Source organism: Halomonas marinisediminis (assembly GCF_004347715.1).
GTDB classification, from domain to species: domain Bacteria; phylum Pseudomonadota; class Gammaproteobacteria; order Pseudomonadales; family Halomonadaceae; genus Halomonas; species Halomonas icarae.
In genome coordinates this window covers 20,134-32,368 of the sequence record NZ_SLTR01000008.1, presented here as the reverse complement: position 1 = coordinate 32,368, position 12,235 = coordinate 20,134, and the positions used below count along the sequence as shown (strand labels likewise).

Annotated in this window: 14 protein-coding genes; 5 read left to right on the top strand and 9 right to left on the bottom strand. The window is 63.1% G+C overall.

Annotation, left to right across the window (positions count from 1 at the left end):
- The first annotated feature begins 1 nt into the window (after position 1).
- From E0702_RS07720 to E0702_RS07700, 5 genes are all read left to right on the top strand, one after another.
- Entirely contained in the window at positions 2-484 is a 483-nt protein-coding gene (locus tag E0702_RS07720; protein ID WP_132042523.1) for an LPS-assembly lipoprotein LptE, read from the top strand.
- Positions 481-1,539, top strand: coding sequence for a DNA polymerase III subunit delta (gene holA / locus E0702_RS07715; RefSeq protein ID WP_132042521.1), 1,059 nt, complete (start codon positions 481-483; stop codon positions 1,537-1,539). Before E0702_RS07720 ends, holA begins: the two co-directional genes overlap by 4 nt.
- A gap of 334 nt (positions 1,540-1,873) precedes the next feature.
- Positions 1,874-2,266 carry a PA2779 family protein gene (locus E0702_RS07710; RefSeq protein ID WP_132042519.1) on the top strand — a complete coding sequence of 131 codons (393 nt, stop codon included), beginning with the start codon at positions 1,874-1,876 and terminating at the stop codon, positions 2,264-2,266.
- Positions 2,267-2,277: 11 nt separating this feature from the next.
- Positions 2,278-3,243 (top strand): PA2778 family cysteine peptidase, encoded by a 966-nt coding sequence (locus tag E0702_RS07705; RefSeq protein ID WP_132042517.1) that lies wholly within the window; start codon positions 2,278-2,280, stop codon positions 3,241-3,243.
- Positions 3,244-3,350: 107 nt separating this feature from the next.
- Complete coding sequence (locus E0702_RS07700) at positions 3,351-3,788, top strand: DUF488 domain-containing protein (protein ID WP_132042515.1); 438 nt, start codon at positions 3,351-3,353, stop codon at positions 3,786-3,788.
- A gap of 25 nt (positions 3,789-3,813) precedes the next feature.
- Here the strand turns inward: E0702_RS07700 and E0702_RS07695 are convergent, their stop codons facing one another.
- From E0702_RS07695 to E0702_RS07660, 9 genes are all read right to left on the bottom strand, one after another.
- Entirely contained in the window at positions 3,814-4,428 is a 615-nt protein-coding gene (locus E0702_RS07695; protein ID WP_132042513.1) for a sugar transferase, read from the bottom strand.
- Positions 4,425-5,066 (bottom strand): phosphoribosylglycinamide formyltransferase, encoded by a 642-nt coding sequence (purN, locus tag E0702_RS07690; protein WP_132042511.1) that lies wholly within the window; start codon positions 5,064-5,066, stop codon positions 4,425-4,427. The genes E0702_RS07695 and purN overlap by 4 nt, the downstream gene beginning before the upstream one ends.
- A 47-nt stretch (positions 5,067-5,113) precedes the next feature.
- The gene (locus tag E0702_RS07685; protein WP_165927506.1) at positions 5,114-5,866 is read right to left on the bottom strand and encodes a phytanoyl-CoA dioxygenase family protein; all 753 of its coding nucleotides are present in this window, start codon (positions 5,864-5,866) and stop codon (positions 5,114-5,116) included.
- 401 nt (positions 5,867-6,267) lie between these two features.
- Positions 6,268-7,323: an O-antigen ligase family protein gene (locus tag E0702_RS07680; RefSeq protein WP_165927505.1), complete on the bottom strand. Its 1,056-nt coding sequence runs from the start codon at positions 7,321-7,323 to the stop codon at positions 6,268-6,270.
- A 161-nt stretch (positions 7,324-7,484) separates the two neighbouring features.
- Positions 7,485-8,573 (bottom strand): ATP-grasp domain-containing protein, encoded by a 1,089-nt coding sequence (locus E0702_RS07675; RefSeq protein ID WP_132042506.1) that lies wholly within the window; start codon positions 8,571-8,573, stop codon positions 7,485-7,487.
- Positions 8,545-9,828: an alanine racemase gene (locus tag E0702_RS07670; RefSeq protein WP_165927504.1), complete on the bottom strand. Its 1,284-nt coding sequence runs from the start codon at positions 9,826-9,828 to the stop codon at positions 8,545-8,547. Before E0702_RS07670 ends, E0702_RS07675 begins: the two co-directional genes overlap by 29 nt.
- 112 nt (positions 9,829-9,940) lie before the next feature.
- Entirely contained in the window at positions 9,941-10,543 is a 603-nt protein-coding gene (locus E0702_RS07665; protein ID WP_132042502.1) for a GNAT family N-acetyltransferase, read from the bottom strand.
- A 156-nt stretch (positions 10,544-10,699) separates the two neighbouring features.
- The gene (locus E0702_RS19045; protein ID WP_165927503.1) at positions 10,700-10,849 is read right to left on the bottom strand and encodes a hypothetical protein; all 150 of its coding nucleotides are present in this window, start codon (positions 10,847-10,849) and stop codon (positions 10,700-10,702) included.
- Positions 10,850-10,941: 92 nt separating this feature from the next.
- On the bottom strand, positions 10,942-12,090 hold the full coding sequence (locus E0702_RS07660; RefSeq protein WP_132042500.1) for a glycosyltransferase family 4 protein: 1,149 nt from the start codon (positions 12,088-12,090) through the stop codon (positions 10,942-10,944).
- Between the last annotated feature and the right edge of the window lie 145 nt (positions 12,091-12,235).

Below are 12,235 nucleotides of genomic sequence, written 5' to 3'. Positions count from 1 at the left end.
CATGCAGCGACGCACCTTCCTCACCCTGGGCCTGGTCGGCACTGCCGGCCTGGCGCTCGCCGGCTGCGGCTTTCGGCTGCGCGGCCTGAACACTCCATCGGCACCGCTGAGCGAGCTCGCCCTGGCGGGGACCGACAGCGACCTGGCCAGGCGGGTCGAACAGCGCCTGGTCGCCGCCGGCACCCGGGTCCATGACGGCGCCGAGCGGATTCTCAACCTGGGCAGGCCCGATATTCGCCAGCGTCGCGTCAGCGTGCTGGAGTCGGGGCCGCGGGACGAGGAGATGCGACTCGTCGCCCCCTTCTCGGTACAACGTGCCGATGGCGCCTATCTGCTCGACCAGCAGCGCCTCGAGGTCACCCGCCGCTACAGCGTGGATGATGGTGACCTGCTGGGCCGCGAGGAGCGTCGCGACACCGTGCGTGAGGAACTGCTCGAGGAGGCCGTCCTCCAGCTGATAGAGCGACTGCGCAGCCTGTCATGAAGGTCTTCCCCGACAAGCTGGCCGACGCCCTGGCGAAGAAGCTGCCGCCGGTGGTGATCGTCGCCGGCGAAGAGCCCCTGCAGCATATGGAGGCCTGCGACGCCGTGCGCGCCGCCGCGCGTTCACGCGGCATCGAGGAGCGCGAGATCCTGCATGTCGAAGGCAACTTCGCCTGGGGACGCCTCCACGAAGCCTCGGCCAGCATGTCGCTGTTCGCCAGTGCCAAGCTGATCGAGCTGCGCCTCTCCGGCAGCAACCTCGGCCAGGAGGGCACCAAGGCGCTGAGAGCCTATGCCGAGGAGATGAAGGCCAGCGACAACGTGCTGCTGCTGGCCATGGGCAAGCTCGACTTCCGCCAGCAGAAGAGTGCCTGGTTCCAGGCGCTCGACAAGGCGGGCCTGTTCGTACCGGTGTGGCCAGTGGATGTCTCGCGGCTGGGCTTCTGGCTGCGCGATCGTGCCTCTCGCCACGGCCTCAACCTCGATCTCGATGCCGCCCGCCTGCTGGGTGAGCGCACCGAGGGCAACCTGCTGGCCGCCGATCAGGAGCTGCAGAAGCTCGCCCTGCTGCTGCCCGCCGGCGCCCGGGTCTCCCCCCGCGAGGTCGCCGGCGGCGTGGAGGACAGCGCACGCTTCGATGTCTTCACCCTGGTGGATGCCTGCCTCAAGGGCGAACGCTCGCGGGTCGCCCGCATCATGGCCGGCCTCGCCGGCGAAGGGGTGGAGCCCCCCATCGTGCTGTGGGCCCTGACCCGGGAGCTGCGCACCCTGCTCTCCCTGCATCAGCACCTCGACCAGGGCCAGAGCTTCGACCACGCCTGCAAGGCGCAGAAACCGGCCATCTTCGAGAAGCGCCGCCCGGCCTATCAGCAGGCCCTCTCCCGCCTGCCGGTCAAACGCCTGCACAAGCTGCTGCTGTTCGCCCAGCGGCTGGACCTCTCCATCAAGGGTGCCTCCGCCCTGCCCCTCCAGGATGGCCTTCATGACCTGGCGCTGACCCTGGCCGGCGGCCGCGGCCTGCTCGCCGAACTGCCCTCCTCCTACCGTATCAGTTGACTCTTAAACACAGATCTATTGCAGTTACTGAAACCAAGGGGCGCTGGGGGCAAGTCGAAGAGGAGGTCCGAGGACCAGGGACGGCCGAGGTAGCGTACAGGGAGGTATTTACAGCGCCTCCTCGCAGACTTGTCGCCAGATCAGCCCCGAGCTACCGAGCTACCTACGATAACCCTTACCTTAAGCAGCAAGGGTATGAAATTTCACACCATTTCATTCTATACTGGGCGCGTATCATCGTGACGCCACTCGCTCGCCGGGACGCGACGCGTGGCCACTCCAGGAGCCGGAAATCCACACGAAGACCCATACGAAGAAAAGGAACACCGCCATCATGAAGAAGCTCTACCGCTACCTCAGCCCCCTGCTGATCCTCGCCCTGATGCTGGGCAGCCTGCCGGTCGTCGCCGCCCCGGCTCCCGCCGGCGGCATGATCACCACCCAGGAGGCTCTCGCCGCGGAGCGTAGCCAGTCGGATCGCGAGCGGATCCATGCCGTGCTGGCCCGCGATGACGTGCGCGAGCAGCTGGTCGCCCAGGGTGTGGACCCCGCCGAGGTCGAGGCCCGTGTCGCCGCACTCTCCGACGCCGAGGCCGCCCAGATGGCCGAGCGCCTCGACCAGATGCCCGCCGGCGCCAGCGTGGTCGGCGCGCTGTTCGCCGTCTTCGTGATCCTGCTGGTCACCGACATCCTCGGCCTGACCAACGTCTACCCCTTCACGCGTTGATAGGTACCAGCATGATCGACTGCCTTTCAGGGCAGCCGACCAGCAACAGGAACGCCCGCCCCGCGGGCGTTCTTGCGTTGGTACTGCTGCTTTTATTGCTCGCCGGCTGTGCGACCACCCCACGTCTCGATGACGCCACCCGTAGCGCAATAGCCCCGCGAGTGCTGATCGACGATGTGCCCTTCCATGGCCAGCGCGACTATCAGTGTGGGCCCGCCTCCCTGACCATGGTGCTCCAGCATGACGGCGTGGCAACCGACGTCGACACCCTGATTCCCCAGGTCTTTACCCCCGGCCGCGAGGGTAGCGTGCAGCCCGAGATGCTGGCCACGGTGCGCCGCAATGGCAGGATTCCCTTCGTGATCGAGGGTCGCTTCGAGACGCTGCTGAGCGAGCTCGATGCCGGTCATCCGGTCGTGGTGATGCAGAACCTCTCCCTGCCCGCCTGGCCCCTGTGGCACTACGCCGTGGCCATCGGCTACGATTTGCAGGAGGAAACGCTGATCCTGCACAGCGGCATGGAGGCAGGGCGCAAGGAGTCGTTCAAGCGCTTCGGCGCCACCTGGGCCCGCAGCGACCGCTGGGCCTTCGTGGCGCTTCCCCCCGGGGAGCTACCGACCACCATCGGCGCCGAGGCGGCACTACAGGCGATCGGCGACTTCGAGGGAGTACAGGGTAGCGAAGCGGCGCTGCCCGCCTGGGAGGCACTGGCGGCGCGTTACCCGCACAACGCCATGGTCCATTTCGGCCTCGGCAATGCCCGCCATGCCGCCGGCGATCTCGAAGGCGCCATCAGCGCCTTCGGTAATGCCACGGCGGCGAACGAATCGCTTGCCCCGGCGTGGCTCAACCTGGGGCTCGCCCTGGAAGCCGCCGGACGCCGAGCAGAGGCCCTCGATGCCCTGGCGCGTGCCGCCGCGCTACCCGGACGCTGGCAGTCGCACAGTCGTGAGGCCCTGGAGCGGCTGAGCGAATAGCGAGGAAGCAAGGAGCGAGGGGCGAGGAAGCGAGGGGCGAGGAACGAGGAAGCAAGGGGCAAGGAGCGAGGAGCGAGGAGCGAGGAGCGAGGAGCGAGGAGAAGCGAATGAGCTATCACATCGAGATCAAGGGCATCGCCCAGCCCGCCGAGCCCCGGGACGGCGCCCGCGTGCTGGTGGATCGACTGTGGCCCCGGGGGCGGTCACGGGAAGCGCTGGCGCTTGACGACTGGTACCGCGACGCCTCGCCGAGTCCGGCGCTCAGGCGTCAGTATCAGCGGGGGGAGATCAGCCAGACCGTGTTCGCCGTGCGCTATCGCGGCGAGCTGCGCGACCACCCCGAACGGCTGCTGCCGCTGATGCGCCAGGTCCGTTATCGCGGGGCCCTCACCCTGCTCACCGCCGAGCGCGATCTCGACGCCTCGCCGCTGCCGCTGCTCAAGGAGCGGCTGCTCTATGCCCTTCACGAGGAGGACGCGGCGGACAGGGAGCCCAGCTCGCCGCCCTGCTTCGCCCATGAGCTGCGCGACGACGCCGACCGGTGACGGCGCCGTATGTTCAGCGCATCACTCACATGACATGTCGAAGCCCCAGGCGCTTGCGGTAATCATCGAGTCGGCCCTGGGGAGCGGCATAGAGAATGCCCTCGCGCTTGAGCACGACGGTCAGGGTGGCAAACAGGATCTTGAGGTCCAGCCAGAGCGTGTGGTGATCGACATACTCCACATCCAGCCGCAGCTTTCTCTCCCAGCTGATATCCTGCCGGCCGTTGACCTGAGCCAGGCCGGTCACGCCGGGGCGAACCTCGTGGCGGCGCCGCTCATCGCCGATGAAGTAAGGGAGATAATCCATCAGCAAGGGACGAGGGCCCACGAAAGACATATCGCCCTTGAGGATATTGAACAACTGGGGAAACTCATCGAGGCTTGCACGGCGGATCCATAGCCCGAGACGCGTCACACGCTCTTCATCGGGCAGGGGGTGACCCTGGCTGTCTACCGCATCACGCATGGTCTTGAACTTGATCACCTGAAAGGGAATCTCGTCCTTTCCCGGACGCCACTGACGGAAAAAGACCTCCCCGCCCATATCGCATCGTATCAGCAAGGCTACCACGAGCATGATCGGGCTCAGGATCAGGAGCAAGATGGCGGCCATGGCAATATCGAAGGTGCGTTTGATCATGACAGCTCCACCCATTCATCGAGGTTAGGAGAAAACTCCGACAGCTCGTAACGTGCGCCGGCAACACGGCCATGCGGATCCACGCGCCCTGCAGCGAACCAGGCGACCACCTGAACGAACATTCGACACATCTGCTGGAAAACCCTCTCCCTGTTCGCCTCATCGGTAAGTTCGGGGTCATAGGGCCTGGCCGCCTGCAGGATCGGCCTTCCGGTATCCATCCCCTCATCCACGAAGTGAGTGGTCGCCCCGATAAACCTGCAGCCCGCCTTCAGCGTATCGCCGAATCCATCCAGGCCGGGACAGGCAGGCAGGATAGCGGGATGAAAATTGATGATGCGCCCCCGGTACTTCTTCAGAAACAGGCCAGAGAGCAGCCTGGAATATGAAGAGATAAAGAGATCCACCTCGGGCTTGTCCAGAAAATAGTCATGGAGGGCATCCGAGAACTCTCCGCCGGTGCGGCATGGCAGGACTTCAACGGCTATTCCATGGCGTCTGGCGACCTCCACGGCACCGCACTCGCGGTCGCACACCACGAGGGCGATATGCTGCCTGCAGGCCTCCACCTCGAGTGCCTGATCAAGCACACTGCCGCCGGAAGAGGCCAGCACCACCATGTTCCTGCGTTTCGTCATGTCGCACCAGCCCCAACAATTTTCTAGATGCCTAACGCACTTGAGCTTCAGCCCTGCCCTTTCTGATAGAAGCGCCGCGCGTCGGGCTGATACCACTCGTCCAGGCTGACCGGCACTCGGCTGTTGTAGCCCAGCAGCTGTCGGGTCAATGGCGAAAGCGTTTGGCCATACTCCTCCCCCAGCATGCGGGCATAATCCATCTGGGGCTTGATAAAGGGCCGGGTAAAGCCGCTGGTCAGGGCGACACGTGTCCCCTCGGTCCTGTTCTGCCCACCGCGATGCCAGAGATAGGAGTTGAAGAACACCACGGAACCCGCGGGACCGATAATCGGGACACAGTTGGCCTCGAACTCCGCATCGGAAGGCCTCTCTTCCGTAAGATGTGACCCTGGCAGGATCTGCGTCGCCCCATTCTCGACGCTAAAGTCATCGAGCATCACGATCATGTTGAGGCGCGCATTGTAGCCGGGGATGTAGGTACCGATATCACGATGTATGTTGTGCAGGTAGTTGCGCTTGCGTGCATAGCCTGCCGTAGGCGTACTGCAGCTCAAGATGTAGGGCTTATCATCGAAGTAGCGAGCGATATAGTCGTGAAACAGATGCATGTGATAGAACTTGTCGAGGCTGTCGTTGCCCCCGATCGTCTGATGCGCCGTGCCGTCACCAGACTCGTTCAACCCGCGCGAGATCTGATATTCTTCACAGATATCGATCCACTTGAGCACATCCGCCTTCATCTCGGCGACCAGATCATCGCCTATCGCCTTCTCGAAGATCACCCACCCAGCTTCACTCATCTGGTGGTCGTACTCTGCCATCGCCATTTCGGTATACATTTCTCGACACCCCACTCTCGATTCCCTCGTCCCTGTGCACGACTACCTGTACACGACTACCTGTACACGACTCCCTGTGCACGCGCCCCTGTGCCCAACAATGACTAAACAGCCCCGCATTAAAGTCCTGGGCTCACGACCTGAGCTCACGTCCTGAGCCCACGACTTGAGTTCTACAACCTGAATTCAAGCAATAAGCACAGCCGAGCGATAGCAGACCCAAGGAACGGCGGTCTCAAGCTCCAAGTGCAACGTTAACTATTCATCTCTCAATGTTACACAATGAATGTTACACAATGTATCGAGATCAATCCTGCCTTATTTTTCTCACCCCCCAATACCTAGAGTACTCAGTGCCCACACTATGTATCCGACGCACAGTAGAGGCCCCACATCACGCAGAGCCATCCCGTATACAGGGTTACCCCTACCGGATAGAACATGAAACTGTAGCTAAGCCCGAAGCCGAAGCTTCCCACCACCAGCAACAGGGCACAGGTCGCCAGCGCTCTCTGCTTGGGGCAACTGTCATTGAGCCCTGACCAGAACAGCACCACCGGTACGATGTAGAGCATCAATAGCGCAAGTACACCCAGCAACCCCCGGCGCACCCAGGCATCCAGAATGTCGTTATGGGCATGTGCGTAATCAGCCACCCTGGGATCAATCAAGCCTTCGGCTCCCAGGCGCTCAAGCTCAATTCGCGCCCCCCGCGTGCCCCAGCCATACACGGGCCGCTCGGCGATCAGCATCGCCGCACCGCGCCAGATCTCGACCCTTCCACCATGCTCTACGCCCCGCTCACCTTCGAGGTAGCGGTGGGCATGCTCGAGCCCTCCGGCGATGCGTTGCTGCACACCGGTCTGCGGCAACATGATCACCAATGCGAGCGCCAGGCCGGCTCCCGCCACCAATAACAGCATCTGAGTGGTGTTGAACCTTCGACCATAAACCCACCACAGCACCCCCAGCAGGGCCGGCAGTGTTACCCAGCCACCTCGGGTACCCGAGAGAACCGACGCCAGCAACCCACCCCCGGCACCAGCCAGCAGCGCTACTGTCCAGAGCGATGAGCGCCGATAACCCCAGGCCCAGCCCAGGCCGGCGAGACAGAATACCGCCAGCATCAGACTGAAGTTGCCATACAGAATCGCGTTCAGGCTCCCTGCCCCCTCGGAACGCACCTCATCCAGGACAAGCCGTTGCCACAGGCTCGAGACACCACTCGCCACACCACCGGTCAAGACACCGGCCCAGAACCATGCCGAGGCAGGGGGAAACAGCAAAAGCACCAGTAGCATGGGCGCCATCAGCATCGTCGGCCACACCAGCTTGAAGGCCTGCAGCGTCTCGCCGTGCCAACTCCCTCCCAGTAGCCAGGCGAAGGCAAACAGCGCCGCCACTACTGGCAGAATCATGGGCAAGGCATTGTCCCAGAGCCTGCCTCCCGCCCAGACGCTTACCGGAATCCCGACGCAGAGGAGGATGATGAAGACCAGATAGCTGCCGGAAAATGTGAGCGCAAGCGCCCCCGCTGACCACACGGCCAAACCAGACCATGACCGCATCATCCTGCCCCTTAGTGGCTCATGCCAACCGCTACGGGAAGATACAGCTCCACCACAGGATCCCGTAGATGGACCACATCGGCAGGTCGATTGATCTGTGCCACGTCCACCAGTCGATCACACTTGGCCGCGCATACACCGGCGCGCAGATCCCACCAGCGGGAGGCGGGCTCTCGTCCCTGGGCCCAGGCAATCAGCGCCGCCGGCACATCGGCTCCCGCCTCGGCACTGAACGGATAGCCCCCACCAAAACGCGGGTTAAGCTCCAGCAGGTAGGCCTGCTGCCCATCGAAGAACAGGTCGCAATCGAGATTGCCTATATGCCCCAGCGCCTGACCCAGGCGCTCCCCCACGGCCTTGAGCAAGGGGTTGGACTCGGTGATGGCACGCTCGGTCTCGCCGGAGCGCATCGCCAGCTTGCGCTTGACGAAGGTGGTGCGATAGTAGCCCGACAGGTCGTTGACCACATCGAGACCATACTCCTGCCCCGGCAGCATCGATTGAATGATCAGACCGCTGCCGGTAGAGCTGGCCTGGCGAAGCCCCAGGGCCGGGAAGCGATGCTGACTCCAGCGCCAGGCCAGCTCCAGCGTTTCACGATCCTCGACACGCTCGACCCCCAGCGACGCACTCCCCCAGCGCGGCTTGATGATCAAGGGAAACTGGACTTCATGGCTCTCGAGGGCCTTCAGAGCAGCCTCCAGGCTCAGATAGGTCTTCGGAGCAAGCAGCCCGATCCGTTCGGCAAAGCGAGCCGTGGCCAGCTTGTCGGCGGCGAGCTCCACCACCTCGGGGGAAGAGACCAGCACACGGGTACCCATAGCGGCAAAACGCTTCTGCTCCCGCGCCAATAGCGGCAGTTCATGGTCGTTCAGGGGCACCAGCAGAGAGATCTGCTTCTTCACACACAGCGATAACAGCTCGTCGATATATCCCGGATCATCGACCCGCGGCACGATGACCGCTTCGTCGGCCTCCTGCAGCGCCGTCGCATAGGCAGAGCAATCTGCCGCCACCAGGCGACCAGTGCCTCGCAATGCAGTTCGAAAGTAGGCGATCAGATAATTCCGTCTACCCGCACAGGTGAAGAGAATGTTCATGGTCGGCAGTATCCTTGTTATCAACTGGCGGGAACGCCTGAAACGCCTCGGCCGGTTGCGTATAGCTGGCGAGAATGGTCTCTTCCCGGTCGGCCCGCTTGAGGACGCGCCCCTCCAGGTCGACAACACCACAGGCCGGCACGATAAAGGGGGGGGTATAGTTCAAGGAGTAGGCGCCCCGGTTCAGGACCAGCACGAAGTCCCCCGCCTGCAGATCCGCCATGAACTCCTCGCGGATCACGTCGTGTTCCATGCAGGTATTGCCCACCAGCTTGAATGCCGGCGTCGGGCTCGCCTGGTCGGCGCGAGAAGTGACGGCCTCCAGCAGCGGTGCCACGCTCGAACGCGTCGGGTTGACGGCGTTGATGCTGGTATCCAGCAGCGCCTGCCAGCCATCGCGACGCTGGCGCACCTCCATCACCCGGGCGGCCAGAGTCATGGTATTGGCCACCATCGAGGTACCCGGCTCGACCACCAGTCGCGTCACCGCCGCAGGCCGGTGGCGCAAGAAGGCCTCGCCGATGGCATCGGCATACTCCTCCAGGGAGGGCACCGGAAAGGAAAACTGGGAACGCAGGCTGGCCGGCATCTCACCCAGCAAGCCACCCCCGATATTGATCGTCTCGATGGGGTGATCCGGGAGCAGACGACGGGCCACCTCGCACAGCAGGCGAATACGCCGAACCGGATCCTTCACCCCCAACGCACGGCATGTGGCATGACAGTGCAGCGCCACCACCTCGACCCCCGGCAGAGCCTCCAGGAGGGTGAGAGCCTCCTCGAGCTCACCGTTTCCCACACCGAAACCGAAGCGGCTGATCAGCTCGGATGAGGGGAAGTTGAGGCGCAGCCCCACCCGCACCCTCGGTAACTCCCCGGCAAGACGGGCGAGGGCCTCGAGCTCGGCGAACGAATCCAGATTGACCTGGCTGCCCGCCTCGAGGGCGAGACGCAGATCCGCCTCACGCTTGATCGGCCCGTTGTAGATGATGCGCTCGGCGGGAAGGATGCGGCGCGCCACGTCATATTCGAAGCGTGACACCACCTCCACCTGGCCCTGCATGTCCGCCACACAGGCCACGATGGCCGGCATATAGTTGGCTTTCAGCGCATAGGCGACATCGGTGCCGGGCCAGTGCTGCCGAAGACGATGACGTAACCCCAGGTAGTTGCGCCGGAAGGCCGCTTCATCGAAGAGATAAAAGCTGTCGCCGACCTTTCGTGCGCTCTCGTTCAGAAATGCATGCGTTACCATCGTCATCTCACTCCTGCTCCGCGCGATAGAGTCGGCCTGGTGAAGTCATCGATGCCGCCACGGGACTTCTCTTGCATCGTCTGAACGTCATCGCCTCACCCATCAGTGTCTGTTACCGCCCGGCACAGCCGGCCGAATAGCGTCGTGGTTCTGCCGTTAGAGCGTCGGCCACCAGGGAGAACGCACCAGTCAGGTCCAGACACATCTCAAGTTCATGGCCATGTCGCCCCGCCTCACGAAAGCCTTGACGCAGATAGAAGCGAATCGTCTGCCAGTCTCTATGGCGTACACGTAGCGCTAACACATCGAAGCCCTTCGCCACCGCCGATGCGGCCGTCGCTTCCAGCAGCGGCCGAACCATGCCGCGTCGACGCGCCTCGGGCGACAGCACCAGCAGCGCGACAAAGGCACCGGACTGGCCGAGGGCATCGGTATGGAAGGCGCAGAATCCTGCCAGACAGCCGTCCGCGGTAAGCACCGCGATATCGGCCTGCTCCAGCACCTCAGTGAGGTAAGTATCGAGATCGGCACCGTGCACCAGCGCATCCTGCAGGCGTGCCTGCTCTTCATGACTCAGGCGACGCAACGCATCGGCATGGAGGGCATGCTCTCGAGGTGCCAGCACCCTGGCACCCCAGACCGGAGAGGCGGCACGCGTGCCCAGGCTGCGTGGCACGCAATGAAGAGAGGACGTTGAGCTCGGCTTGAGGGTCATTCGCAACTCCGGCGGCTATAGCGTGACGACTATCTATGTCACTAATTGTTACATTCCAAATGAAGCCGTGCCGCCGGATTTTTTTACTCAATTTCTAGAGGGAGGTTCAGTCGATACCGCAGGGGAGAGACCAGGTTTGTCATACGTGCCGTGCCGTCAGGCGACCTCCTTCGCCTCGGAGCGCCGCACCTCCCTGGCGCAGTCGACACACTGATAACGGCGCTCCACCCTGAGCAAGCGCAGCCACCAGGATGGCTTGATCTTGTATAGCCCGAAGCTGTGACAATGGGGACATTGAAGTTTCATGGGCACTCCCGTCCAAAGGAATCAAAAGGGCGAAGAGAATCGGCATTTACTGGATGAAATGCGCGCTGGCATCGCGCTGGAAAGACAAGGCATCAATCGGCCGGTCGGATCATCCAACCCTGGGCATGGGGTTCGTTCAACAGCTGCTGAACCGCCGATACCACGAGGCGTTCATCGAACTCTTGCTCGACTCGCCGACGCGCCGCGTTTCCCGCCAGCTGTAGCTGCTCCACTGACATCGAGAGGCACTCGCGCATGCGCAATGCCAGGGCATCGGCACTGCGCACCTCACACAACCAGCCGGTTTCGCCCGCCACCACGGCCTGACGACACCCCGGCACATCGGAGACGATGGCCGGCCGCCCCATGGCGGACGCCTCCAGCACGGTTCTCGGCATGCCCTCACGGTAAGAGGGCAACACCAGCACTTGAGCCTGTTCGAGCCAGGGGCGCACATCCGGCTGCTCGCCCAGGTATTCCACCACCCCGGCGGCCTCCCAGGCATGTACCTCGCAGGCATCGATCGCGGTTTTATTGCTGGCACCCAGCGGCCCGACAAGCAGGAATCGAGTACCGGGGTGCTCGGCCTTCACCCGCTCGGCGGCCCGAACGTACTCACGCACCCCCTTGTCGCCCAACAGCCGGGCAATCATCACGAAGGTAAAGGGTGACCGTGACGGTAGAGGCGAGAAGGCGAAGCGAACACAATCCACCCCCGACCCCGGCAGCACCGTGGTCGGGGTCTCGCCCAGCAGACCATGGGCCATGAACAGCGCATGGTCCTCGTCGTTCTGAAAGAACACCCGACGCGCGCCGCGATTGGCAACGCCGTAGAGCCAACGCACTCGCCGAAACAGCCAGCCATCGTGGAGAAAGGCGGTGCCCAGCCCGGAAACGTTATTGGCGTAGGGAAGCCCCAGCAGCCGACAGGCCAGTCCCGAGTAGATATTCGCCTTGACCGTGAAGTTGAAAACGAAGAGCGGTTTTGCCCGCCTTAATGCGGCGAAGAGCGCCAGCAGGCTCCTGCCCTCCCCCAGCACCCGAGTATTCTTGCCCTCCATGGGCAGCGGCCAGTGCACTATCCCCAACTCTTCCGTCAGGCGATGGGAGAAGTCATCGAACGGCGCCAGGCCGATCACCCGATATCCGGCGTCGCGCAGGTGCAACAGGGTGCCACGGCGGAAGTTGTAGAGATACCAGGAGCTATTGGAGACCAGAACCACCGTGCCTTTTTGCTGCATATCACGCCCCCGGTATTATTTGATTCTTCGCAGGCTGCCGTGCCCCTCCTTTCTACAATTTTGATGGCTTCACGGAGCAGGGCGGCAACCAATGGTCGTTACGTACTATTACATTGCAGACCGCCTTCTGCTGCCTGAATTTCCT